The 23,798-nt window shown below is 72.7% G+C and carries 20 protein-coding genes; 8 read left to right on the top strand and 12 right to left on the bottom strand.

From position 1 onward, the window contains the following. Positions 1-215: 215 nt before the first annotated feature. Positions 216-776, top strand: a complete 561-nt coding sequence (locus KZX45_RS17060; RefSeq protein ID WP_248258959.1) for a hypothetical protein — start codon at positions 216-218, stop codon at positions 774-776. Positions 777-786: 10 nt separating this feature from the next. Continuing rightward, complete coding sequence (locus KZX45_RS17055; RefSeq protein ID WP_248258958.1) at positions 787-1,989, top strand: dipeptidase; 1,203 nt, start codon at positions 787-789, stop codon at positions 1,987-1,989. A gap of 15 nt (positions 1,990-2,004) precedes the next feature. Here the strand turns inward: KZX45_RS17055 and KZX45_RS20400 are convergent, their stop codons facing one another. The 4 genes from KZX45_RS20400 to KZX45_RS17040 all read right to left on the bottom strand — a co-directional run bounded on the left by KZX45_RS20400 (position 2,005) and on the right by KZX45_RS17040 (position 6,419). Then, on the bottom strand, positions 2,005-2,763 hold the full coding sequence (locus KZX45_RS20400; RefSeq protein WP_248258957.1) for a matrixin family metalloprotease: 759 nt from the start codon (positions 2,761-2,763) through the stop codon (positions 2,005-2,007). Between the two features lie 40 nt (positions 2,764-2,803). Further along, the gene (locus KZX45_RS17045) at positions 2,804-2,953 is read right to left on the bottom strand and encodes a hypothetical protein (RefSeq protein WP_248258956.1); all 150 of its coding nucleotides are present in this window, start codon (positions 2,951-2,953) and stop codon (positions 2,804-2,806) included. A 77-nt stretch (positions 2,954-3,030) separates the two neighbouring features. Then, the gene (locus KZX45_RS20520; protein WP_374112609.1) at positions 3,031-3,285 is read right to left on the bottom strand and encodes an LLM class flavin-dependent oxidoreductase; all 255 of its coding nucleotides are present in this window, start codon (positions 3,283-3,285) and stop codon (positions 3,031-3,033) included. A gap of 71 nt (positions 3,286-3,356) precedes the next feature. Next, a complete protein-coding gene (locus KZX45_RS17040; RefSeq protein WP_248258955.1) occupies positions 3,357-6,419 on the bottom strand; it encodes an FG-GAP-like repeat-containing protein in 3,063 nt (1,020 codons plus the stop codon). Positions 6,420-6,592: 173 nt separating this feature from the next. Between KZX45_RS17040 and KZX45_RS17035 the strand changes: the two genes are divergently transcribed. Continuing rightward, on the top strand, positions 6,593-8,200 hold the full coding sequence (locus KZX45_RS17035; RefSeq protein ID WP_248258954.1) for a S49 family peptidase: 1,608 nt from the start codon (positions 6,593-6,595) through the stop codon (positions 8,198-8,200). 109 nt (positions 8,201-8,309) lie between these two features. Here the strand turns inward: KZX45_RS17035 and KZX45_RS17030 are convergent, their stop codons facing one another. After that, positions 8,310-9,260 (bottom strand): zinc-binding dehydrogenase, encoded by a 951-nt coding sequence (locus KZX45_RS17030; protein WP_248258953.1) that lies wholly within the window; start codon positions 9,258-9,260, stop codon positions 8,310-8,312. A gap of 199 nt (positions 9,261-9,459) precedes the next feature. On the opposite strand from KZX45_RS17030, the gene ggt reads away from it, so the two are divergent. Beyond that, positions 9,460-11,298, top strand: coding sequence for a gamma-glutamyltransferase (ggt, locus tag KZX45_RS17025; RefSeq protein ID WP_248258952.1), 1,839 nt, complete (start codon positions 9,460-9,462; stop codon positions 11,296-11,298). A 48-nt stretch (positions 11,299-11,346) separates the two neighbouring features. On the opposite strand, the gene KZX45_RS17020 is transcribed toward ggt, so the two are convergent. Further along, positions 11,347-11,958, bottom strand: a complete 612-nt coding sequence (locus tag KZX45_RS17020) for a response regulator transcription factor (RefSeq protein WP_248258951.1) — start codon at positions 11,956-11,958, stop codon at positions 11,347-11,349. A gap of 169 nt (positions 11,959-12,127) precedes the next feature. Between KZX45_RS17020 and KZX45_RS17015 the strand changes: the two genes are divergently transcribed. Then, positions 12,128-12,958, top strand: a complete 831-nt coding sequence (locus KZX45_RS17015) for a VOC family protein (protein WP_248258950.1) — start codon at positions 12,128-12,130, stop codon at positions 12,956-12,958. A 62-nt stretch (positions 12,959-13,020) separates the two neighbouring features. Here KZX45_RS17015 and KZX45_RS17010 read toward each other — a convergent pair whose 3' ends face one another. From KZX45_RS17010 to KZX45_RS16985, 6 genes are all read right to left on the bottom strand, one after another. Further along, positions 13,021-13,476: a DUF1801 domain-containing protein gene (locus KZX45_RS17010; protein ID WP_248258949.1), complete on the bottom strand. Its 456-nt coding sequence runs from the start codon at positions 13,474-13,476 to the stop codon at positions 13,021-13,023. Between the two features lie 205 nt (positions 13,477-13,681). Then, complete coding sequence (locus KZX45_RS17005) at positions 13,682-15,823, bottom strand: immune inhibitor A (protein WP_248258948.1); 2,142 nt, start codon at positions 15,821-15,823, stop codon at positions 13,682-13,684. 274 nt (positions 15,824-16,097) lie between these two features. Then, positions 16,098-18,431 carry an esterase-like activity of phytase family protein gene (locus KZX45_RS17000; protein WP_248258947.1) on the bottom strand — a complete coding sequence of 778 codons (2,334 nt, stop codon included), beginning with the start codon at positions 18,429-18,431 and terminating at the stop codon, positions 16,098-16,100. Between the two features lie 84 nt (positions 18,432-18,515). Next, a complete protein-coding gene (locus KZX45_RS16995; RefSeq protein WP_248258946.1) occupies positions 18,516-19,298 on the bottom strand; it encodes an excisionase family DNA-binding protein in 783 nt (260 codons plus the stop codon). A gap of 277 nt (positions 19,299-19,575) precedes the next feature. Further along, the gene (locus tag KZX45_RS16990; RefSeq protein ID WP_248258945.1) at positions 19,576-20,571 is read right to left on the bottom strand and encodes a VOC family protein; all 996 of its coding nucleotides are present in this window, start codon (positions 20,569-20,571) and stop codon (positions 19,576-19,578) included. Beyond that, positions 20,568-21,221 (bottom strand): class II aldolase/adducin family protein, encoded by a 654-nt coding sequence (locus tag KZX45_RS16985; protein ID WP_248258944.1) that lies wholly within the window; start codon positions 21,219-21,221, stop codon positions 20,568-20,570. The genes KZX45_RS16990 and KZX45_RS16985 overlap by 4 nt, the downstream gene beginning before the upstream one ends. A gap of 106 nt (positions 21,222-21,327) precedes the next feature. On the opposite strand from KZX45_RS16985, the gene KZX45_RS16980 reads away from it, so the two are divergent. From KZX45_RS16980 to KZX45_RS16970, 3 genes are read left to right on the top strand one after another with little or no spacing between them, the layout of a single operon-like run. Further along, on the top strand, positions 21,328-21,990 hold the full coding sequence (locus tag KZX45_RS16980) for a PadR family transcriptional regulator (RefSeq protein WP_248258943.1): 663 nt from the start codon (positions 21,328-21,330) through the stop codon (positions 21,988-21,990). Positions 21,991-22,009: 19 nt separating this feature from the next. After that, positions 22,010-22,741 carry a FadR/GntR family transcriptional regulator gene (locus KZX45_RS16975; protein WP_248258942.1) on the top strand — a complete coding sequence of 244 codons (732 nt, stop codon included), beginning with the start codon at positions 22,010-22,012 and terminating at the stop codon, positions 22,739-22,741. Positions 22,742-22,752: 11 nt separating this feature from the next. Then, the gene (locus KZX45_RS16970) at positions 22,753-23,547 is read left to right on the top strand and encodes an SDR family oxidoreductase (protein WP_248258941.1); all 795 of its coding nucleotides are present in this window, start codon (positions 22,753-22,755) and stop codon (positions 23,545-23,547) included. Positions 23,548-23,798 lie beyond the last annotated feature (251 nt).

The raw sequence follows: 23,798 nt of genomic DNA, 5'->3' as shown, positions 1-23,798 counted from the left end.
CGCCGCGGCCGACCGAGGACCACGTCCCGCCGCCCGCGGACCCCGCACCGGGGGACGACCCGGGGCCGTCCGAGCGGCCACCACGGCCTCGCCCCTCCGACCAGGCCCCCACGACGCCGAGCCCGTCCGCCGTGCCCACGGCGCGGCCGACCCCGCCGAGCACGCCCGAACCGAGTCCGACACCGAGCCGGACGCCGCCGCCCGCCCCTGCGCGCGTGGGCGGCCCGTCGGCGCCGCTCGCCTTCGGGCAGACGTACAAGTGGGACAACGGGCTGGCGGTCACCGCCGGCCGGCCGGTGCTGCTCGAGACCCCGGAGAGCCAGGAGGAGGACGGCGCCACCGAGACCGCGCCGCCGTCGTCCACCACCTCCGGGGGCGACGCACCGCCCGACGCGGCCGCCGCCGAGGAGTCCGGCGCGTCCGACGAGGACGCGCCCGCCGGCACCGGGCTCGCCGACACCGGGCCGACCCTCACCGGCCCGGCTGACGACGGCGGCGTGGTGGCCGTCGACGTCGTGCTCGTCAACGGCACCGACCGGCCGGTCAACTCGTCGGTCTTCGTGGCGATGAGCAGCGGCGGCGTGGACGCCGAGCCGGTGCACGACGCCGCCTCCGGCCTGACCGGGCCGCCCGGCACCATGATCCAGCCCGGTCAGAACGTCAGCTTCACGCTGGGGTTCCTGGTGCCGGATGCGGCGGATCTGACCATGGAGGTGCGGCCCGCGTACCACTACGTCTCGGCGCTCTTCGTGCACCCGGCCGCCGCCCAGGGCTGACAATCGAGGCATGACCGACTCCGCCAGCCTCGTCGCCGACGTCCTGTCCGCCACCCCGCTGATCGACGGGCACAACGACCTCGCGTACGCGTTGCGCACCACGGCCGGCTACTCGGTCGACGGCCTCGACGCCGCCCGCGACGGCCTGCACACCGACCTGCCGCGGCTGCGGGCGGGGCGGGTCGGCGGCCAGTTCTGGTCGGTCTTCGTGCCCTCGACCCTCACGGGCGCGGACGCCGTCCTCGGGACGCTCGAGCAGATCGACGCGGTGCACCGGCTCGTCGCGCGCTACGCCGACCTCGAGCTGGTCTGCACCGCCGACGGCGTCCGCAGCGCGTTCGCGCGCGGCGCGATCGCCTCCCTCCTCGGCGCCGAGGGCGGCCACTCGATCGGCGGGTCGCTCGGGGCGTTGCGCACGTTCGCCCGCCTGGGCGTGCGGTACATGACCCTGACGCACAACGACAACGTCTCCTGGGCGGACTCGGCCACTGACACCCCCGCGGTCGGCGGGCTGAGCGACGTCGGCCGCGCCGTCGTCGCCGAGATGAACCGGATCGGCATGCTCGTCGACCTCTCCCACACCGCCGAGACGACCCAGCTGGACGCGCTCGCGGCCACCACCGCGCCGGTGATCTTCTCCCACTCCTCCTGCCGCGCGGTCTGCGACCACCCGCGCAACGCCTCCGACGCCGTGCTCGAGAAGCTCGCGGCGAACGGCGGGGTGCTGCAGGTGACCTTCGTGCCGAAGTTCGTCTCGCCGGACGCGGCCGCGTGGGACGCCGAGGCCCGGGCCGCGCTCGACGACGGGGCCTGGCACTGGCCCCGCGCGCCCCGGCCGGGCGAGGACGCGGCGGCGGTGGCGGAGGAGAACATCGGGCTCGACCCGGACGTCGCCGGGCGCGACCGGCTCGCGGCCTGGGAGGCCGAGCACCCGCGGCCCAGGGTCGGCATCGGGGACGTCGTCGCCCACCTCGAGCACGCCCGCGAGGTGGCCGGCATCGCCCACATCGGGCTCGGCGGCGACTACGACGGCGTCGACCGGCTCCCCGACGGGCTCGAGGACGTCTCGGGCTACCCGCGGCTGTTCGCGGCGCTCGCGGACCGCGGCTGGTCCCGGTCCGACCTCGCGGCGCTCGCCGGCGAGAACGTGCTGCGGGTCCTGCGCGACGCCGACGACGCCGCCTCGGAGATCCTCTGGCCCACCATGGTCTGACCCGGGCCCCGGCGGCTACCCGCAGCTGCCGGACCCCAGCGCGGCGAGGCCCTGGCGGTCGCCCGGTCCGAGCTCGGTGCGGCCCACGTTCTGGGCGTACATCAGCTCGCCGGGGTCGTCGACGTGGTCGAGGCCGACGAGGTGACCCAGCTCGTGGGTGATGATCGCGCGCACCTGGTCCGCGCCGTCGGGACGCTGCAGGATCCCGGCCAGGTCGGCGGCGTCCAGGTAGACGGTGCCGCTGACGTAGCGCATGGCGCTGCCGCCCACCCCCTCGGCAACGCTGCCCGCCACACCGACGACGCCCCCCTCCAGATCCGGGACCTGCTCCGGGGTGGTCCAGGCGACCAGCACCGGGGAGGCGCCGAGCCCGTGGCGCAGCACGTCCCGCGGCGGCCGGTCGGGATCGGCCGGCTCGTCGGTGCTGCCCGAGTCCTCGAAGACCAGGCCGGTGGCGCCGGAGACGGTGGCGAGCGCCTCGGCGAGGAGCCCGGCGCCGCCCGCGGGGGCGAGGGCGTCGTTGACCACGTACCGGATCGGCTCGCACGGGTCGTACGTCACCGGCGTGCCGAGCTGCTCCTGGACGAAGGCGAACGACCCCGGCCCCGGCGCGGCCACCGGGGCGGCGGCCAGCCTGTCGCCGTCGGGGGCAACGAGCGCCATGGCACCGCCACCCGCAACGAGGACGGCGACGGCGGCGAGCAGGTAGCCGCCCCGCTGTCGACGAGGCGGGGCGTAGACGGTGGGGCGGTCCCACGGGTCGGCGCCGTACACCCTTGGAGTGTGTCAGGGCGACGGCGACCTCGGACCCGGATCAGAGCAGGTCGTGACCCCGGCCTCCGCAGCTCTCGCAGAACCCGTCGATCTCGTGCGCGGGACCCTCGCAGTCGACGCACCAGACCTTCACGTAGTCCGCGTAGACGTCGACGTCCGGCTCGACCTCGGTCAGCGTGGCGACGGCCATGTGCAGCTCCTCCCGTCCGGCTCCAGCTCCTGTCCCCTTCATGGTCACCCCCGCCACCCACATCGGGGCGTAGCGACTCACCTTGGGGCCGGCAACTGGGACAGGGCGCACAGACGGGCCTGGGCCGGCGCCCGACTCGTGGCGGGCGGGTCAGCCGACGGCTGCCAGCCGGGGGAGCAGCGGCCCACCGCCCGCCACTCGGCCGGGGTGTGGCCCGCCCCGAGTCCGAGCCGGGCGCGACCGCCGGAGACGACATCGAGCGTCGCGACGTCCGCGGCGATGTGCTGCGGCTCCCGCACGCCGCCGTTGGTGACGTAGGAGCCCCGGAGCACGAACGTCCCCGGAGCTGCAACGTGCCCGGAGCACGAGCGTCCCCGGGGCCGTGGGCCCCGGGGACACCTCGTCACACGCGCGGTCTGCCGAGCGCGCCCCGCACGGCCGCGCTGTCAGTGCGCAGCAGCCCGGCGACCTCGTCCGGCACGTGCCTGCCGGACTGCGCCGCGAGCAGGTGCTCGAACGCCCCCAGCTGGTTCGCGGCGGCGCCGGTCCGGCCGTCCGCGACCGCGGTGCCTGCGGCGTCGAGCAGCTGCCGCAGACTCGTGATCGTGCCCGGGTTGGTGATCGACCCGTCGGCGACGTACCGCTCGACGGTCGCCCGGAGGGAGCCGACCGTCGCCTCGACCGTGAAGGTCACGCTCGCGTCGGACCGGTTGCCCGCCGCGTCGGTCGCCACCACCGCGAGGGTGTGGTCCCCGAGGGCGAGGTCGAGGAGGTCGATCGTGGCGCCGTCGTCCACCGGCTCCCCGTCCAGGGTGACGGCGACCTCGGCGACGTCGCTGCGGGCGTCGGTGACAGCGACGTCCACCACGACGGTCTCGTGGTGGAGGTACGCCCCCGCCGTGGGGCTGAGGACCGTGATCTCCGGTGCGACGTCGTCGATCACGGTGAACGTGACCTCCGAGGTGCTGCGGTTCCCGGCGACGTCCTCCGCCGTGACGGACAGGACGTGCTCGCCGAGGGCGAGTGCCGCCAGGTCGACGTTCGCGCCGTCGGCGACCGCCTCGCCGTCGAGCGTGATCTCCACGTGGTGCACACCGCTGAGGTCGTCGGAGACCTCCACGTCCACCGTGAACGTCCCGGTGTAGGAGTACTCGGCCCCCTCCGGCGTGGCGACGGCGATGGCGGGCGCGACGTGGTCCTCGGCCTGCAGCGCCGCGGCGTAGTCCCCGAGCGTCATGAAGACCGCCCCGGTCCGCCCGGCCAGGTCCTCGAGCTCCGTGAGCGTCTGCTGGTAGCCCGCGAAGGCGCGGGCGTCCAGGCTGCCCGTGGCGAAGTCGCCGTCGTAGGAGGTCAGCTCGAAGAGGACCTCGCACATCCCGTACCGGTCGAAGTCGTTCTCGCACCGGTCCGCGAGGGAGTTGTCGGCGTGCCGCTGCCAGTCGGAGTAGTCCTTGCCGTCCCTGGTCGGGGCGCAGAGCTCGGCGACGTCGCAGTCCACGCCGCTGTGGGCGGCGATCCCCTGGCTGACGGGCGCCTGGCAGTTCGTCCAGGACGCCGCGCCGTTGCCGCACGCGATCTGCGACCACGGGATGTGGACCAGGCCGGTGTCGTCGACGTAGGCGAAGTCCTCCCGGCCGGCCGGCTCGGCGTACCAGGCGGAGGAGACCCAGCTGTAGCCGGCGGCCTGCATGGCCTCGCCGGCGGCGTCGTCATAGGCGTCCGTCGGCGGGATGAACCCGGTGAGCTGGTGGCTCGCCCGGTCCGTGTCGACGGTGTCCGTGATCGCCTGCTGGCCCACCCTGAGCAGGTTGAACGCGCGGGAGACGTCCATGCCGCAGTCGAACTCCGCCGCCGACGGGCCGTACTTCTCGACGTACGGCGTGTAGACGCACGTGTGGTAGGTCCCGTGGTGGACCACCTCGAAGTTCGGGTCGGCGATCACGGAGCTGAGGAACTCCGGGGTGCCGGAGCCGGCCAGCCGTGCGGTGTCCCACGGGATGAGCGCCAGGGAGAAGGGCAGCCCCCGGTCGATGGCCTCGGTGGACAGCGCCTCGGCGATCTCGCTGCGGTAGCCCACGGACATGGCGTCGGCGCGCAGCATGATCACCGGCTTGCGGCCCCACCCGATGCGGTCGGCCTGCGCGACCTCGTAGGTGCCGGCGCCCGGGTGGGCGGGGCGGTCGTCGCGCGCGTCGCAGACGTCCCCACGGCCGTCGCCGTCGACGTCGGACTGGTCCTCGTTCGTGGTCAGCGGGCAGATGTCCGCGGTGTCGACCACGGCGTCGGCGTCGTCGTCCGGGTCGCAGACGTCGCCGAGCCCGTCGCGGTCGGTGTCGATCTGGACCGCGTTGGCCTTGTCGAGCATCATGTCCGGCGGGTTGGGCACGGCCACGCAGTTGTCGATGGAGTCCGACATGCCGTCGCCGTCGCTGTCCGGGGCCCTGCCGTGCAGGAGGGTCACCGGGTTCGTGATGAAGCCGGAGTGGAAGCCGCGCAGCAGGTCGAGGTAGCCGTCCTCGTCCCAGTCGGTGGCCGCGACCGTGTTGTTCACGAGCCCGGGGAGCCGGGTGGGCGAGCAGGCGGCGAAGGACGGGGCGGCGTCGGTGCCGGTGTTGAGGCACTGGTGGAGGGTGAACTCCCGGGAGGCGCCGACCTGGCTGCCGGCCACGAGGAGGTCCCGGCGGCCGTCGTCGTCGATGTCGACGACCGTGGGCTCGAAGTAGCTCTCCCCGGCAAGGCCCGCCGTGCTGCTCCGCGCGACCACGGTCACGGGGCCCGCGAGGACCGGGGTCGTGGCGCTGCCGACGTTGCGGTACAGGCGCACGGCCTTCTCCGCCGCGGACGCGCCGGTGCCGACGAGGAGGTCGAGGTCCCCGTCGAGGTCCCAGTCCACGAGCTCGGGCGAGACGTAGGCGACCGTGCTGCCCGTGGTCGCGCCGACGAGGGCGCCGGCGGCGGTGCGCAGCGGCGTGCAGTCCTCGCCGCGGACGACGGGCGCGCCAGCCTCGGCGACGTTCTCGCAGAGGAGCACGCCCTTGTTGCTGGAGTAGGTCCCGAACAGCAGATCCTGGTCCCCGTCGCCGTCCCAGTCGCCCACGGCCGGGCGCATGTACAGCGTCCATCCCGTGGTGCTGGTCGCGGTGCCGCTGTCGAAGGCCGGGACGAGAGGGGCCAGATCGCCGTCGTCCTCCCGCAGCGCCACGGCCACGCCGCCGAGCTGGTCGGACGAGCGGAGCCCGACGACGAGGTCGTCCCGCCCGTCGCCGTCCCAGTCGGCAACGGTGGGCGCCGGCGCGAAGTTCTTGTCGAGGGCGAGGAGGTCGACGGTCGTGTCGTGCTCCCACGGCACGGGTGCGGCCGCCGCCCCCGGCGGCAGCGCCACGGCCAGGGCGCCCAGCAGGGCTGCCGACGACGCGATCCCGACGGTCCGGAGCAGGGCGGGTCGCCCGCGCGCGGCGGTTCTCATGAAGGGGACTCCAGGGGGAGGAGGTTGACGGGCGGTACGGATCGAAACGTACTCCCGACCCGCGCGCCGCGAGTGGACTTTCGGGCCCGCGGAAACGGAAACCCCCAGAAGCCGGGATCCGGAGGCCGGTCCGTCCACGCCCGAGGACCGAGAATCGCTGGCTACGCTGGACCATGGCCCCTCTGCCCGAGAAGCTACGCCTGTCCCTGGCCCGCGGAACCGCGGCGGACGGCACCCCGGACTGGGTGGTGCTCGACCTCCACGGCCACTACCCGACGCACCGCACCAACGCCCCGGTGCAGGACCTGCTGCAGCGCAACGAGTCCTTCGAGGCCCTCACGGCGCGGCTCGAGAAGCTCGCCGGGGCCGAGTGGGTGCGCGGCGTGCTGGTCCGCCTCGGCGAGCTCAAGGTCGGGCTCGCCACCGCGCACGCGATCGGTCTCGCCCTGGGCCGCCTCGCGGAGAGCAAGCGGGTGGTCGGGTACGTCCCGCAGGTCACCATGCGCAGCCTGCTGGCGACGGCGCCGCTGACCGAGGTCGTCGCCCCCGAGTCCGCCGAGGTCTCCCTGCCCGGCTTCGCCGCCGAGCAGGTCTTCTACGGCGCCTTCCTCGGCCGGCACGGCATCACCTTCGAGAACCTGCGCATCCGGGAGTACAAGTCCGCCCTGACCCGGTTCTCCCAGGACCACATGGACGAGTACGACCGCGAGCAGCTCACCGCCTACCTCCGCTCCGCCGAGCGCAGCTGGCTCGCGCACGTCCCCGAGGCGCGCGGCGCCGACGACGAGTCGCTGTTCGAGACGACGCTGACCAACGCCCAGCAGCTCCTCGACGTCGGCCTCATCACCCGCATCGCCTACGACGACGAGATCGTCACCCCCGTCGACCAGCACTGGGGCCGCACGATCGAGCTGATGATGCCGGACCTGGCGATGAGGAAGATCGGCCGGAAGGCCGACGGCGTCGCCGTGGTGCCGGTCGTCGGCCCGATCGTCTCCGGCCGTTCCCGGGGGACGCCGCCGCTGCCGTTCCTCCCCGGCCCGATGTCCGGGTCCGACTCCGTCGTCGCCGCCCTGCGCAAGGCCGACCGCGACGAGCACACCAAGGCCGTCGTGCTGTTCGTCGACTCGCCGGGCGGCTCCGCGCTCGCCTCCGACGTCGTGTGCCGCGCCGTCGCCCGGTGCACCAAGCCGGTGGTCGCGGTCATGGGCGAGGTCGCCGGGTCCGGCGGGTACTACGTGCTCGCGCAGGCCGACCACGTGGTCGCCGACCCGTACACGATCACCGGCAGCATCGGCGTGGTGGTCGGCAAGCCGGTGCTGTCCCAGTTCGACGACCGGCACGGCCTCAACCCCGAGGTCGTCGGCCGCGACCGCGCCCTGTTCGAGAGCCCGCACCGCCCCTTCTCCGACGAAGAGCGCGCGTGGGCGGAGAAGATGATGGACGAGGTGTACGTCAGGTTCGTCGACCGCGTGGCCGCCGGCCGCCACCTCAGCAGGGAGCGCGTCGACGAGATCGGCCGCGGCCGGATCTGGAGCGGCCAGGACGCGAAGGAGATCGGCCTCGTGGACGAGCTCGGCGACCTCGACGCCGGCCTGGCCGCCGCCCGGCGCCTCGGCAGGCTGCCCGACGACGCGCCCGTCCGGACCGTCTCCGCCGGCCCGAGCCTGCCCGGGCTGCCGACCTTCGGCAAGGACGCCCCCGGGGCACTCGGCGGCCTGTGGCCGTTCGGCTCCGAGAAGGTGCTGGCCTTCCTCGACCGCTCGATCACGATCCGCTGACGCTGACGCTGACGCTGACGCTGACGCTGACGCTGACGCTGACGCCGGGCGGCCCCGCCCCGCCGAGGTGCCGGAGCTCGGCGGGGGGATGACCCCTCGTGCCTGGGGGTCAGTTGCCGATGGTGGCGACGACCCGCCCGGTGACCGAGTGCTCGCGGAGCTGTTCGAGACCGTCGGGGATCTCGTCGAACCCGATCAGGTTGACGACCGGCTCGAGGTCGCCGCTCGCCAGCATCTCGTAGACCGCCGCGACGTCATCCTTGGTGCCGCCGTTCGAGCCGATGACCACCGCCTGCTTGAGAATGAGGTCGCGGGTGTTGATGGTGGACTCGAGGGTGCCCATGCCGACCACGACGATGCGGCCGTCGCGGCGGACCGCGTCGATCGACCTCGCCGTGGTGTCCCCGTAGCCGGCGAAGTCGACGATCACGTCGAAGTCCCGCCCGGCCCACTCGGCGACGTCGGCGACGACGGAGGTGGCGCCGATCTTCTCCGCCAGCGGCCACACCTCGCGGTTGATCTCGGCGACGTGCACCTCGGCGCCGGTGACGACGGCGATGCGCGCGCCGACCTGGCCGAGGCCGCCCAGGCCGACGATGCCGACCTTGTCGCCGGCCTTCACCCGGCCCTGGACCATGACAGCGTGGTAGGAGGTCATGCCGGCGTCGGTGCCCAGCGCGGCCAGCTCGAAGCTGAGCTCCGGGGGCATCAGCACGAGGTCGGCCGCGGCCACCCGGTGCTTGTAGGTGAAGCCGCCGTCACGGGCGTAGCCGGGGGCACCCTCGCTGGCGGTGGGGCACACCCCGACCCGGTCGCCGACCGTCACGTCCGTCACTCCCTCGCCGACGGCGGAGACGACGCCGGCGATCTCGTGGCCGATGACGATCGGGCGGTTCGGGATGAGGGCGAGCCAGCCGGGATCGGTCATCGCGCCGACGTCGGAGTGGCACAGGCCCGCCGCCCTGATGTCGAGCACCACCTCGCCGGGACCCGGCACAGGCTCGGCGATGTCGGCGAGAACCAGAGGCTCGTTGGTGGTGATGAACTGCCATGCCTTCATGTCGGCCTCCGTGGTCGTGGTGGGTTACGCGTCCACTGTCCCCCGGGGACGGGCGCACGAGCCGTGACCTCTGGCCCAGTCGCGCTGTGACCTCGCGGGCTCATCCCTCAGGGCTGATCCGCTGCGAACGGGCGCGGGCTACCGTCTGCCGCACCACCGCCGGGTCGACGAGGACCCGGCGCCGTCGAGGGGAACGGACATGTCTGGATCCGCGCTGCGCCGAGGACGGGTCCTCGCGCTGCTGGTCATGGCTCTCGCGCTGGTCGCCGCGCTCGTCGTCGGGGCGGGCCCGGCCGGGGCGCACGGCAAGGGCGACGGCGACAAGGACGACAACGGCCGCCCGCACCCGCCCGACAAGCAGGCCGTCGCCACCGGCTTCGGCGGCGCCGTCACCGCGCTGGACCCGTACGCGACCGCCGCGGGCCTGGAGATCCTCGAGAAGGGCGGCAACGCCGTCGACGCCGCGATCGCCGCCTCCGCCATGCTCGGCGTCACCCGGCCCTACGACGGCAGCATCGGCGGCGGCGGGTTCTTCCTCATCTACGACGCCGAGGAGGACGAGGTCACCTCCATCGACGCCCGCGAGACGGCGCCGCTGGCCACGCCGCCCACCGTCTTCCTCGAGAACGGCCAGCCGATCCCGTTCGACGAGCGCCGCGTCTCCGGCCTCTCCCAGGGCGTACCCGGGCTGGTGGCCGGCTGGGAGCTGGCGCTGGAGGAGTACGGCACCATGCCGCTGCACAAGCTGCTCCAGCCCGCGCGTGTGGTGGCTGAGCGCGGGTTCGTCGTCGACGCCGAGTACGTGAACCGGACCGAGGACAACCTGGAGATCTTCCGGGACTTCAGCTCCTCGAGCGAGACCTTCCTCGTCGACGGGGCCGCGCCGGAGGAGGGCAGCGTCTTCCGCAACCCGGACCTCGCCAGGACCTACAAGCTGATCGCCAGGGAGGGTGCGGACGCCTTCTACGAGGGCGAGATCGCCGAGGCGATCGTGGACACGGTCCAGGAGCCGCCGGTGGCGCAGGGCGTCACCCGCAACGTCCGGCCCGGGCTGATGGAGCTGGAGGACCTCGACGAGTACGAGGCGAAGTGGCGCGACCCCACGATGGTGGACTACCGCGACCACACGGTCTTCGGGATGGGGCCGCCGTCGTCCGGCGGGACCACGGTGGGCGAGGCGCTGAACATCCTCGAGGGCTACGACCTCTCCGAGCTGCCGGACAGCGACGTGCTCCACCTGCTCATCGAGGCCGAGGCGCTCGCGTTCGCCGACCGTGGCAAGTACCTCGGGGACCCCGACTTCGTGGACGTCCCCGTCGACGGGCTGCTCTCTCAGGACTTCGCGGACGAGCGCCGCGAGCTGATCCTCGAGCCGTTCGCCGCGACCGAGAAGCCCCTGCCCGCCGGCACCCCCGAGGGCGCCGCGGACGACGGCGTCGTCCTCGCCTCGGCACCTGCGACCGCGGGCTCCACCACGCACCTGACGACGACGGACCGGTGGGGCAACATCGTCGCCCTCACCTTCTCCATCGAGCAGATCGGCGGCAGCGGGATCGCCGTCGACGGCTACGGGTTCCTGCTCAACAACGAGCTCACCGACTTCGCCACCGACCCGGGTCTGGCCAACTCCCCGGAGGGCGGGAAGCGCCCGCGGAGCAGCATCAGCCCGACGATCGTCCTCGACCCGGACGGGAAGCCGTTCGCCGCGTACGGCACGCCCGGCGGCGCCACCATCATCACGACCGTGCTCCAGGTCACCGTCAACCTCATCGACCTGGACATGGCGCTGCCGGACGCCATCGCCGCGCCGCGGCTGGCCAACCTGAACAGCGAGAACACCAACTTCGAGGCGGGCCTGCCGGCGGCGGCGCAGGAGGCGCTGAGGGCGTACGGGCACAACCTGCCCGCGCCGACGGAGGATCCCATCGGCAACGCCAACGGCGTCCAGCTCCTGGGCGACGACGGCCTGCTGGCGGCCGCGGAGCCGACCCGGTTCGGCGGAGGGAGCGCCGTCGTCCTCGAGCCCTGGGCGCACTGAGGCACCCGGGGCGCCGGTCCCGGCCGGGCGGTGGTGTCGGCGCGAACCTCAGGCGACGTCGACGAAGAGGTCGAGCCGGCGGGTCAGGCCGAGCTTGCGCAGCACGGCGCTGACGTGGGTCTTCACGGTCGGCAGGCCGAGGTGGAGGGCGCGGGCGATCTCGGCGTTGGTGCGGCGCTGGAGCAGCAGGCCCAGCACCTCACGCTCGCGCGGCGTGAGGTGCTCGCGGAGCCGGTCGGCGCCGGCGCCCCCGCGTCCGACCGGTGGGCGCGGGTGCGGCACCCACACCCGCCGGCCGTCGAGCGTGGCGCGGACGGTCGCGACCAGCTCGTCGGGCGCCATCGTCTGGTCCACGAAGCTGTCGGCCCCGGCGAGGTACATCGCGGTGACCTCCTCGGCCGCGGCCCGGGCGGTGAGCACGAGGACGGCGGGGCGGACGGGCAGGCCCTTGAGCGTCCGGCACAGGTCCGGCCCGGCCGGCCTGCCCTCGAGCCGGACGTCGAGGACCACGAGGTCCGGGCGGCGAAGGTCGACGGCGCGGACGGCGTCCTCGATCCGCGCCGCCTCACCGACGATCGCGAGGTCGGGCTCCTCGGCGAGCAGAGCCCGCAGACCGAGCCGGACCACGGGGTGGTCGTCGACGAGCACGATCTGCGGCATTGCACCTCCGCCCCGGGCACGGTGAGGCCCAGCGTGGCCGGTGGAGGACGGCCGCCGCAAGGGCAGTTGCGGATGATCCGCGCCCGATGAGGGTGAACGCGATCCGTCCGGCCGGCGTCGGGGACGAGTTCCGTGGCGCGGCGCCCGCGCGCGGCCCTACCGTGGAGGCATGGCCCCCACCCCCACGGACGTCCCGCGCTACCCGCATGGCGTGCCCGCCTGGATGGATCTGCTCACCGCCGCCCCCGGCCCCGCCGCCGAGTTCTACGGTCACCTCTTCGGGTGGCGGTTCCGGGAGCTCGACGACGCCCCCGGCCCGTACCGGGTGGCGAGCCTGCCGGACGGGGATGTCGCGGGCATCGGCGCGCTCGCGATCGGCAACCCGGGCTGGACCATGTACGTCCGGGTGGACGAGCTGGACGCGACCGAGCGCCGGGTGCTCGACGCCGGGGGGCTCGTGCGCGAGCCGTCCCACGAGGCGTTCGACGGCGGCCGGCGCACACGGTTCGAGGACCCGGCCGGCGCGGTCTTCGGGGCCTGGCAGGGCGGGCGTCACGACGGCGCGGACGTCGTCAACGTGGCGAACTCCTGGAACTTCAACGAGCTGCACACCCCCGACCCCGAGGCGGCCGCGGAGTTCTACGGCAACGTCTTCGGGTGGGAGACCACCGAGGTCGGGCCCGACCTGCTGATGGTGCGCCGCCCCGGCTACTCCGACGTCCTCGAGCAGCGCAACCCTGGGACCCTCGCCCGGCACGCGGAGGCCGGCGCCCCGCCCAGCTTCTCCGACGCCGTCGGCTGGATCGTGGCGACGGCGGAGGGGACGCCGCGCTGGAACGTCACCTTCGCCGTCGCCGATCCCGACGGCGTGGCCGCCCGTGCCCGCGAGCTCGGCGGGTCGGTGGCGGCGGAGCCGTTCGACGTCGACGACTCACGGGTGGCCGAGCTCGTCGACCCGCAGGGTTTCCCGTTCACCGTCAGCCGGTACGGGCCGACCTGAGCAGCCCGCGTGCCCGTCAGCCGGTACCGCCGGCCTGAGCGCCCGCCGGCCCCGAGCGCGGGTCAGCGCGCCTGGATGCGCTGGTACGTGTCGAGGAACCGCTCGACCGGCATGCCGGCGACGGTGCGCGCGAGCAGCTCGTGGTCGACGTCGGCAGACTTCCTCAGCCGCAGGCAGGACTTCCCCATGTCGACCCGCCCGGTGCCGGCCTTCCACGCGGCGCGGAAGGCTTCGACCTCCTCGGGCACGGAGTACACGCCCATCAGGTACACCGACACGTAGTTCTTCTGCGCGCCGATGCTGACGTAGCTCAGCGGCCGGCCGTTGTAGGTGTCGGGGAACCGCTCCAGCGGGACCACCCAGCCGGGCATCCCCCAGTGCATCCCGAGCTCGTAGCCCGACGGCATCGCGCCGGCGACTGTGCCGAAGACCTCGCGCACCAGGTCCCGCCGCTGCTCAGGGGCGGCGTCGAGGTAGGCGGCGACGTCGTCGGGCACTGCGGCTTCGGGTTCGCTCATGGGCCCAGTCCATCACGGACCGCCGACACGGCTGTCGGGGCGCACCGCGCAGCCCGGACGCGGCCCACGGCGCCCCCACGGTCCGGGCGCGGGACACGGCGTCGCTCAACCCCGGACGCAGGGCGACGGCGCCCGGCAGGGTGCCGGACGCCGTCGCCGCTCGGAGGTACCTCCTCGCCCGCGAGAACGGGCCGCACCTTCCGGGCTAGCCGCGGCTGCGCTTCACGACGTCGAAGTCGTAGCTCGCGTCGAGGACCGCGAGGTCGCCGGTGGGCAGGTTCGAGATCGACACCACGAAGTCGGAGCTCGGCCCGTTGGCGCAACGGGTGTCGAGCACCGGGGTGGTGAACGAGTCACCGGTGAAGCGGTACACGAAGTTCCCGGCGTCGTCGGTGAGCTCGCCCGCGGAGTCCGTGCCCGGGGTGAGGTCGCAGGTGGAGATGACCTGGACGGTCCAGTTGTTGTCCTGCCTGCCGTCGGTCTCCACCCAGCCGTCGCCCTCCGGGGCGACGGTGGCGGCCGTGCCGTTGACGGCGACGTCGTCGACGAACCAGCCGGTGTCGAGGTAGGCCGCGTCGGTGGAGTAGCGCCACCTCAGGTCCGTGGCCCCCGCCGGCACGGTCACCGAGTACTCGAGGTACTGCGGCTCGTCCACGAAGTACGCACCGCCCGACGTGCCGGTGATGCCGTTGCCCTCGGTGTTGTTGCCGTGCGGGTCGTCGCCGGTGGAGACGGTGTCGCCGGTGGCGACGTCGGTCACCGGGACGGTCACCCACGCGCCGTCCACGAGCGCCTCGACGAAGCCGTAGTCCCAGCCCTCCTCGATGAAGTGCCAGTTCCAGAAGGTGACGGTGTCACCGCCGGTCACCGCGGTCTCGAGTCCGAGCACGGTGTCGGACTGGCTCGCGTACCCGCCCCACCAGTGCGTGGCGCCGGAGTGCGGCGTCACCTCGGAGGCCGCCTCGCCCGTGAAGTCGAGCGAGACGAACGGGCCGGGGTTGCGGAACTTCTCGTAGGAGACGCCGAACGGCAGGGCGTCACCGGCGGGCCGGTTGGCAGCCCGGTCCCACTTCGCCTCCGGCAGGGAGCCGATGTAACTGCCGCGGTCGTCCCAGAACTCGTCGTTCGCGATGTCGACGGTCCAGCCGCCCGAGGCCGGACCCAGGTCGAAGTTCTCAAGGTCCCACAGCGCCGAGTCCTCGTCGTCGAGGTACATCGTCACGGCCCAGTCCTGGAACAGCTCCGCCGCGGACGCCAGGCCGGCGCCGGTGCGGGCGTTGAACTCGTCGATGGCGGTCTGGACGCCCTCCATCGAGTCGGCCTCCTCGGCGAAGATCAGCTTGATCAGCAGGTCTCCGCCGGCGTCGTCGTACTCCAGGTCCGGGGTCAGGTCGCCCCCGCCGTTCCCGCCGGCCCGCTCCCACAGGTAGGCGAAGTAGCTGAAGGACGCGCCGTAGTTCTCCAGCCCGCCGCCCCACCGCGTCAGGGAGGTCTCCCGGTGGAAGACCTGCTGGTAGGTCAGGTGGCTGCCGGTCATGTCGAAGCCGTTGAGGAACGCGGCCATGTCGGCCAGACCCTCGTCGACCCAGGACAGCTCGCCGGCGTCGGAGTAGTTCATCAGCAGGTGCTCGAGCTCGTGGGCGATGACGCCCTCGTAGAGCTCGGGCCGGTCGTTGGCCGGGTCGCCGTCGCTCCAGGGCGCGTCGCTCGGGTCCTCGCCCACCCGGTTCTCCCACTCGAGGGCGTCGAGCACGATCACGTTCATGCCCAGCGACGTCATGAAGTCGGGCGCGAAGTAGCCGGCCGTGTAGGACGTGACCGAGCAGTCGTAGTAGAAGTCGTCCTGGACGTTGTACACGAGCGTGACGAGGGAGTCGCTCGCCGGGTCGTCGGGGTTCGCCGGGCCCATCTCCCCGAAGTGCTCCTCGTTCACCTGGACGATCTGTTTCGCGAGGGTGTCGCCGAGGTATTCGATCTGCTCCTGCGTGAGCTCGTAGTCCTCGGCGCTGCGGTCGGCGCAGGGGAGGAACTCGTCGTCTGGGTCGTGGTCGAAGGACGGGTCGAGGCTGTGCACGCCCTCCGCGCCGTCCAGCGCGCCGACGGGGACGTAGACGTAGACCGGGGTGCCGTCCGCGGTGGTCCCCGCGTAGGCCTGCTCGAACGGCTGGTAGTAGGTGCCGCCGGCGGCGCTGTCGTTGATCGGCACGGTGATGATGGCGTCGCCGGCGCTGCCGAGGTCATCTGGCGGGTCCGCCGAGTGGTCGGCCGCGGCGGGTGCCGCGAGGCCGGCGAGAGCGAGTGCGGCGGCCGAGGCTCCGACCACCGCACGGGTGACTGAGTTGCTCATCGTTCCCCCTCCCGCCCCGTTCCGGGGCGAGGTCAGCGGGCCCGGGAGGTGGAGCGGCGAGGTCGTCGATGACCCCACCCCGGACCCGATCGATCCCAGGCACCGCGTCGTGCCCGGGCCGCCAAGGTAGCGGCACCGCCGCGAGGAATCCAGAGGCAGTCCGGAAATAACCCGGGTGAAAAACGCCGCCGAACGGCGCCGCAGGGGCGCCGTCCGGCGGTCGCGGTCAGCCGGGGGGCGGGGTCATGGAATCAGCCGCGAGGCCGGGTCGGGATCAGCCGCGGCCGGGGTGCTGCGCGGCGACGAAGTCCTCGGCCGCGGCGACGGCGATGTCCGGATGGTCGGAGAAGAGCCCGTCCATGCCCGCCTCCAGGAACACCGCGATCTCGCCGGCGAGGTCCCCGTGGGCGGCGGGGTCGGTCGAGGAGCGGAACTCCGTGGGCAGGAAGGTGTTCTCCGCGCGGAACGTCCAGCCGTGCACCTCGAGGCCGGCGCGGTGCGCGTCCGCGATCACCGGCGACGGTGCGGCGAGCCTGCCGTCGGCGTCGCGCGGGATCATGACGTCCTTGCAGGCACCGAGGACGTCGGCGTACCCGGCGATCTCCTTCAGGCCCTCGGCAGTGGCGAGGTCGGCGTACGTGCGCGGGTCACCGGCTGCGACGAGGTCGTAGGGAGCGCCGGAGCAGTTGATCAGCTGGGCGAGGGCGACGTCGGTCAGGCCGTCCAGGTCGCGCAGGTTGGCGGTCTCGAAGCTCTGGATGACCACCGGGTCCTGCTTGTCGCCGTAGCCGTTGGCCGCGAGGATCTCGGCGACGCCCTCCTCCATCGACAGCCCGATGGAGTCGAAGTAGGTGGGGTGCTTGATCTCCGGGGCGATGCCCATCGGCTCGCCGTCGCAGGTGCGGGAGTGGCGGGCGAGGTCCACGACCTCCTCGAAGGTCGGGATCACGTAGAGGCCGTCGAAGGCGGTGCTGGCCGGGCGGGTGCCCGGGATGCGCTCCTTGGCGCGCAGGGTGCGCAGCTCGGCGAGCGTGAAGTCCTCGGTGAACCAGCCGGTCAGCTCAGCGCCGTCGATGGTCTTCGTGGTGCGGCGGTCGGCGAACTCGGGGTGGTCGGCGACGTCGGTGGTGCCGCCGATCTCGTTCTCGTGGCGCGCGACGAGCACGCCGTCCTTGGTGGCGACGAGGTCGGGCTCGATGAAGTCGACGCACTGGTTCATGGCCAGCTCGTAGGCGGCGAGGGTGTGCTCGGGGCGGTACCCCGAGGCGCCCCGGTGACCGATGACCTCGACCGGGTCGTTCGGTCCGGCCTGGGCGCCCCGGCCGCCGCGGTTCGTCGGCTCGAGGTCCAGGACGATCATCTCGGTGTCGTCCGGCGTGCCGGGGTAGCGGGCGTCGTTGCCGGGGTAGTTGTTGTCGTTGGCGATGAGCAGGCGGCCGTCGGCGAGCTGGAGCACCACCTCGACGGACTGCATCGGGAAGGTGAAGTCCTCGCCCACGCCGTACGCACCCCGGGAGGTCGCCGTGCCGATGCCGTCGGGGTTGGCGATGTCGAGGAGGTCGATGACGAGCTCCTTCTCCACGTACCCGGCGTCGTCGGTCTCGCTCAGGTCGATCTCGTACACGCGCTTGGTGACCGAGGCGGGGCCGTCGAAGTCGTCGCGCTCGAGGATGAGCAGGCGGTCGTTCTTGACGAGGAAGGCGTCGCCGACGAGGTTGGCGTCGGTGTCCGCCTCGTACTGCCAGGTCCGGTCGGTGTAGTCGCCGGTGGTGGTGTCGAACTGGAAGATCCAGCGGCGGCGCTGCTGGTCGTCGTCAGTGATCGCTCCCTCGAGGACCGGGTAGAGGTAGCGGCCGTCCTTCGAGCCGGCCATGGCCTCGAAGCCCTTGGAGCTGCGGATGAGCGGCTCCTCGCCGTCCAGGTACGGGCTCTGCGGCGACTCGAGCGCGCCGTAGGCGCCGGCGCGCAGGTCCGGGAGCGGTACGGGCGCCTCGAGCAGCTTGCCCGTGGCGTCGACGTGCAGGAGGAACGGCCCGAACTCCTCGCCGATCCAGAACGAGCCGTCCTCGGCCCGCACGAGCGACTCGATGTCGAAGTCGTTGCCGGTGAGCAGGCGCTCCTGCGTGCCGTCGTTGACGATCGGGAAGTCGATGTGACCGTCGGGGTCGCTCAGGGAGATGAATTCCTCGACGGCGATCTCGCCGGCTCCGCCGTCGACCGTCTCCCAGTCCGGGGTGACGCGGTAGACGCGCAGGAGGAAGTCGCCGGAGTTCTGCTTGTTGCCGAAGCCGTTGTCCGGCATGGCCCAGAACGAGCCGTCGCCGTTGTCGACCATGGCGGAGAAACCCGGGATCACCTGACCGTCGAACGGGCCGGTACGGCCGTTGGCCGGGGTGACAGCCGCGCCCGACGCCGGACCCTCCGCGAGGTGGTCGGCGGAGAGCGTGGCGCGCTGCTCGAGCGTGGGGACGAGGTGGGGGCCGCGGCCCTGGTCGGACGCCGCGGCACCCGCGGCGGGACTGGCGGGGGCCGGTGCGGCGGCGGCCACCATCGGCAGGGTCAGGACGGATGCCGCGGTCAGCGCGGCGGCAGCGATTGTTGTGCGCATAGGCCCGAAACTAGGGCGGCCTCGTGGCGCCCGGGCGTCCGGCTGTCGTCCGGTGCGTGAACAGTGCATGCCCGGCAGACGGTCTCACGGGAGTCGACGTCTGCCCCGGAAGAGACGGACCGCCGCATCGGTGCAGATGTTGTCCTCCCGCTCGAGGAGGTCAGCCATGCTGAAGAGTCGTGGAACCTGCTCAAGCCATCCGTCGGAGCGGCGGAGCACGACCGGCAGTTCGGTCCCCGCGTCCGTCGCCGTCGCCGTCGCCGTCGCCGTCGCCGTCGCTGTCGCCGTCGTGAGCTCGTGGGACGAACCGGGTGACGCGTCCTTGCCCATCTGGTCCCACGAGGGCAGGCCGTGGTCCCGAAGAACCGCGGCGAAGTAGCGCCACGGGAGGTATGCCTCCAAGAGCACGGATGCGTGCGACGGTAGTTTCGCCGGCTCACACACGATGACTAGTCGGGGGTCACACACTCCGGACTTGAGGACGCGGCTGTCCGCCCGCAGCGCCGCGACCCTCGCCCGGGGCAGGTGAATCACCCGGCGCCGGGCCCGCCTCGCGAAGGTGTGGCTGACCACGCGCGGCAGGTCGTCGTCCGACCAGTTCTCGATCTCCCGCACCTTGGCGCGGACCCGTGCCTCCTGCCAGAAGGCCGGACGTGGGGGGATGCCGTCCCAGGCCGCCGCGACAGCGAGCGCCATGGCGGCCTCGAGCGGACGACCCGGCACCGCTGGGACAACCGTTGCCCGATCGAGCACCCACGTTCTGCCCACCTTCTCGGCGGGCAGCGACCCTTCCGCGATCCGCTGCCGGACTCTCGTCGGTGTCACGCCGAGGAGGCTGGCGGCCTGCGCGACACTCACGAGTTCCATCTGCGGCACGTTACGCAGCGGCGGCGCAGTGCGGCGGGCGTCTGTGGACGGTGGTATCCGTGGACAACGGTTGTCTGTGGACGACGGCTGTCCCTAGCGACGGCTGGCGGTTTGGAATGGGATCCTCGCCGACTTCGCGGTGAGCAACGACGAGTCCAGCAGTCCTTGTCGCGACGCTGTGCACTTCACTTGCGACAGCAAAAGGGAAGTGCACAGCCTCACGACAGGTTGGCCTAGTCGTCCGGATGGCCGGGGCCGCGTGGCAGATCAGGGCGCGTCACGTCGTCTGCGCCCCGGCGCCCACCGGTGCGGTGACCTCGGAAGCCTCGGTGGCGCGGGCGGGGCCCGTCTCCGCCAGGTCTTGCTTCCGAGGCAGGCCCTCCCAGTCGTCGTCGAGGTCCGAGGGCACCTGGTACTGGGTGCTGACCCGCGCCTTGGGCCCGAGCCACATGTCGATGGCGCCGGGCTCCTCCGGGTCGAACCAGCGTGGCGTCCAGTCCTCGTCCTCCGCGATCTGGCGGACGCCGTAGGAGTACTCGTAGGTCAAGCCCTCGGGGCCCTTGAAGTACAGGAAGATCGCCGTCGACTGAGGGTGCCGGCCGGGCCCCTGCTCGATCTCCACCCCGTGCTCCTCGAGGAAGTGCCACGAGCGCATGACGTCGTCGATGCTCTCGACCTGGAAGTTGATGTGGCAAAGGCCGGGCCGGTCCCCCTGGAACACGGCGAGCTTGTGGTGCACCGGGTCGAACCGCATGAGGCAGGCGCCGCCGGTGACCCAGTCGGAGACCTTGATGTTGAAGTGCTCGGTCCAGAACTGGCCCGCGGCGTACACGTCGGGCGCGTCGAAGCAGATGTGCCCGAACTCCGTGATGCCCGCCGGGCGTGAGAACTTCACCGGCGCGGTGAGCCTCACCTGGCCCACCACGAGGTCGACCCGATTGCCGGCCGGGTCCTCGAAGGTGAGGTAGTCGCGGACGTGGCGGGAGCGGGCGCCCGCCTCAGTCCCGCGCCTGACCTTCAGGCCGATCTCGCGCAGCTCCGCCTCCGCCGCGTCGAGGGCGGCCATGTCGCGCAGCACGAAGCCGGAGCTGAGCACGCCCGAGCGGCCCTCGACGAAGGCCAGGCAGTGGTGGCGGTGGTCCACCCGGAGGTAGGCGATGCCCTCCTCCTCCTTGACCAGCTCCATCCCGACGATGTCGGTCGCGAACTTCACCGCCGCCCGCAGGTCGGCGGTTCCGGAGCGCACGTACGCGATGTCGACCAGCTCGATCATGATTCCTCCTCCTTGAGGTACAGCCAGATCCGATGCAGAAGCTCCGGGGCGACGGCACGCCAGGCGTCCTGCTCGTCGTCGTCCAGGGGAATGGGGGTGCCGCTGGCGGCGGCGGTGGCGTTCATGAGTGCCGACCGCTCAAGTACCCACATGCGGGCTATCGCCTCGCTCACGTCGGCCCCGACGGTGACCGCGCCGTTACCCCGCATGAGGACGGCGGACCCGGCGCCGAGGGTGGCGGCGAGCCTGGCGGCGGCAGCCCGGTCCCGGACCAGGCGGGGGTCGTCGTGGACCGCGACCTGCGGGCCGAGGAACGCGCCCTGGCCGTGCAGCGGGCGGATGGGGACGCCGGCGCCGGCGAGCGCGGTGGCCGTGGGGGGCTGCGCGCGGCAGACGGCCCCAACGTCCGGGCGGGCGGCCGCGATCTCCCGGTGGATCCAGGCCTCGCGCGGCACGCCCGGCGCGAGGTCGGGTGTCGTGAGGTCGAGGGTACGCACGGCGCCGGCGGTCGCCCGGGCGAGCGGCACAGGCGGGGTGATGGCCCACGAGCCGTCGTCCGTGCGGGCCGAGACGTGACCGAAGGCGTCGACCAGACCGTGGCGTGCCAGCGCGCGACCAGCGAGGACCAGGTCGTCTGCGGTGTTCGGCACGGGAGGTGCTCCTCGTCGTCGAGTGCGGTCCGTCGAGGACGTTCTACCACGGAATAGGTCTACATAGGAATACTCCAGTGCCGGAGGTCGGACGTATCCTTTCGTCATGTCCCTGAAGTACGCGGTGCTGGAGGTTCTCCAGGCGAGTCCGACGAACGGCTACCGGCTGGCCCGCCGCTTCGCCGAGGCGCAGCGCTGGGTCTGGTCGGCGCCGCAGAGCCAGGTCTACGGCGTCCTCGCGAAACTGCGCGAGGACGGCCTGATCGCCGGCACGCTCCGCGAGGGAGACAACGGGCTCAGCACTGCGGACTATGCGCTGACACCCGAGGGGGACCGGGCCCTGGCGCAGTGGATCTCGGCGCCGCACCCCGAGCCGCCCACGCGCGACCCCTTTGCCCTGCAGGCCCTGGGATTCGACAGTATCGACACGGACAGCGCCGTCGCGGTCCTCGAGGCCCACGTCGCGGAGCAGGGGGCGCTGATCAAGCAGTGGGAGGAGCACCGGGACGCGCTGCTCCGCCGGGACACCCCGCTGCTGCGGGAGCGCCTGAAGATTCGGCCCGTGCGGGAGCACCGCCGGATCGCCGAGGTCAAGGCGATGGTCTTCGCCCGGCAGGTCGAGCTGGCCAGGGTGAAGGTGGACTGGGCGCGCCGGATGATCGACCTGCTCCGTGCCCTCGACGTGGAGGTGACCGCGCCGGGGGTGACCACCGGCGTGATCACGCCGGAGGTGACCACGCAGCGCGGCAGTGTTGGCCATCGAGCGTAATCAATACTATCGTTCGGGCATGACGGACACCCCGACCGCCCTCCACCTCGGCCGGACCGAGCGCACCTCGCGCGGCCAGGCGGTGGCCGAGCGCATCAGCGAGCTGATCGCTACCGAGCAGGTGCTCCCCGGTGACCGGCTCGGCACAAAAACTGAGCTCCAGAGCCAGTTCGGCGTCGCCGCCGGCACGCTGAACGAGGCGGTCCGGCTGCTCGAGACGCGGGGGCTGGTGGAGGCCAGACCCGGGCCGCGGGGTGGCATCTTCGTCGCCCGCCCCTCGGCGCACATCCGCCTCAGCCACCTGATTCTCGGGCTTGGTGCCGACGCGATGTCGGTCTCCGACACGCTCGAGATCCGCAACGCCCTCGAGCTCCCGGTCGCGATCCAGGCCGCGCGGAACGCCGGGCCGGAGCAGCTCGCCCGCCTCGACGAGATCGTCGAGGCCATGTCCCGGCTGGGCGACCAGCCGCGTGAGTACCTGCTGCGGAACTGGGACCTGCACGAGGAGATCGCCGGCATCTCGGCGAACCCGCTGCTCAGGACGATCTACATCTCCCTCCTGGAGACGGCCCGCGAGGCGGTCAAGGACGTCGCTCCCGACCCGGACTTCGCCGCGTCCTTCCCCGAGAACCTCCAGCTGCACCGGGAGCTCGTCGACGCGATCGCGTCCGGTGAGCCGGACCGGGTCAGGCGGGCGGTCGAGGCCCACACGCCCCTCTCCGAGGCCATGACCGGCCGGCTGCACGGCTGAGCGAGGCGGACGTGGACCTCGGGCTCGCCGGCCGGCGCGCGATCGTGACGGGAGCCGGCAAGGGCATCGGTCGCGCCGTCGTGGAGACGCTCGTGAACGAGGGGGCCACGGTGCTCGCCGCCGACCTGGACCCCGACTGCTGTGCCGAGCTGGACGCGATGTCGAACGTGCGCGCGGCCCAGGTCGACATGTCCGCCGCGGACGCCGGCAACCGGCTCGCCACCCTGACGCACGAGGTGCTCGGCGGGCTGGACATCCTCGTCAACAACGTCGGGGCCGCACCTCTGCGGCCGGGATTCCTCGAGGTCGACGACGACGCCTGGCGGCGGACGCTGGACCTGAACCTGATGAGCGTGATTCGCACCGTCCGTGCCGCGATCCCGCTGCTGAGCGGGTCTGACGCCGCCGCCGTCGTCAACGTGGCCTCGACCTCCGGGCGTTATCCCGAGCCCATGCTGGTCGACTACGCCGCCAGCAAGGCCGCCGTGCTCTCGCTGACCGGGGCGCTCGCCACGGAGTTCGGGCCGGCCGGGATCCGCGTCAACGCCGTCTCGCCCGGCCCCACCCGCACGCCGCTGTGGGACCAGCCGGGCGGGTTCGCCGACGCGCTCGCTGAGCGGCACGGGCTCCCGCGGGAGGAGGCCGTGGCGCACCACGTCCGCGACGTGAGGAAGGTGGCGCTCGGCCGGCCCGCCACGGCCCAGCAGGTCGCGGACGCGATCGTGTACCTGGTTTCGCCGCGGGCGTCGCACGTGACCGGCACCGTCCTCGCCGTGCACGGCGGGATGGCCACGCACCTGATGTAGCGCCTCGAGCCCACCAGCTCCTCGGCACGGGTTCACCGCAGCCCGGGCCGGGGGCCGTCGAGTCCACGTCGCCCGGCGTCTCACGCCGGCCGCGAGACGCCGAAGCCTGCGCCTCGTTGCGATCGCCGCGTCGCCTTCGCGTCCGGTGATGGTGGGCTGGCTGCGTCGGGGGCTCTGAGCGCCCGCGCGCTTGACAAGACTAATCATTACTATCAATATTCGTGTTACCCGCCGTCTGTTCAAGGAGGAAC

It is taken from the genome of Georgenia sp. EYE_87, assembly GCF_023148685.1.
GTDB lineage: Bacteria > Actinomycetota > Actinomycetes > Actinomycetales > Actinomycetaceae > Georgenia.
This window is presented reverse-complemented; position numbering and strand designations above follow the sequence as displayed.

Coding starts and splice junctions, on each gene's coding strand:
- KZX45_RS17045 (WP_248258956.1), bottom strand. CDS start 2,953: ATGGCCGTCGCCACGCTGACCGAGGTCGAGCCGGACGTCGACGTCTAC.
- KZX45_RS16980 (WP_248258943.1), top strand. CDS start 21,328: ATGTCCCTGAAGTACGCGGTGCTGGAGGTTCTCCAGGCGAGTCCGACG.
- KZX45_RS17015 (WP_248258950.1), top strand. CDS start 12,128: ATGGCCCCCACCCCCACGGACGTCCCGCGCTACCCGCATGGCGTGCCC.
- KZX45_RS17010 (WP_248258949.1), bottom strand. CDS start 13,476: ATGAGCGAACCCGAAGCCGCAGTGCCCGACGACGTCGCCGCCTACCTC.
- KZX45_RS17040 (WP_248258955.1), bottom strand. CDS start 6,419: ATGAGAACCGCCGCGCGCGGGCGACCCGCCCTGCTCCGGACCGTCGGG.
- KZX45_RS16995 (WP_248258946.1), bottom strand. CDS start 19,298: ATGGAACTCGTGAGTGTCGCGCAGGCCGCCAGCCTCCTCGGCGTGACA.
- KZX45_RS17030 (WP_248258953.1), bottom strand. CDS start 9,260: ATGAAGGCATGGCAGTTCATCACCACCAACGAGCCTCTGGTTCTCGCC.
- KZX45_RS17000 (WP_248258947.1), bottom strand. CDS start 18,431: ATGCGCACAACAATCGCTGCCGCCGCGCTGACCGCGGCATCCGTCCTG.
- KZX45_RS16990 (WP_248258945.1), bottom strand. CDS start 20,571: ATGATCGAGCTGGTCGACATCGCGTACGTGCGCTCCGGAACCGCCGAC.
- KZX45_RS17055 (WP_248258958.1), top strand. CDS start 787: ATGACCGACTCCGCCAGCCTCGTCGCCGACGTCCTGTCCGCCACCCCG.
- KZX45_RS16975 (WP_248258942.1), top strand. CDS start 22,010: ATGACGGACACCCCGACCGCCCTCCACCTCGGCCGGACCGAGCGCACC.
- ggt (WP_248258952.1), top strand. CDS start 9,460: ATGTCTGGATCCGCGCTGCGCCGAGGACGGGTCCTCGCGCTGCTGGTC.
- KZX45_RS17005 (WP_248258948.1), bottom strand. CDS start 15,823: ATGAGCAACTCAGTCACCCGTGCGGTGGTCGGAGCCTCGGCCGCCGCA.
- KZX45_RS17035 (WP_248258954.1), top strand. CDS start 6,593: ATGGCCCCTCTGCCCGAGAAGCTACGCCTGTCCCTGGCCCGCGGAACC.
- KZX45_RS17020 (WP_248258951.1), bottom strand. CDS start 11,958: ATGCCGCAGATCGTGCTCGTCGACGACCACCCCGTGGTCCGGCTCGGT.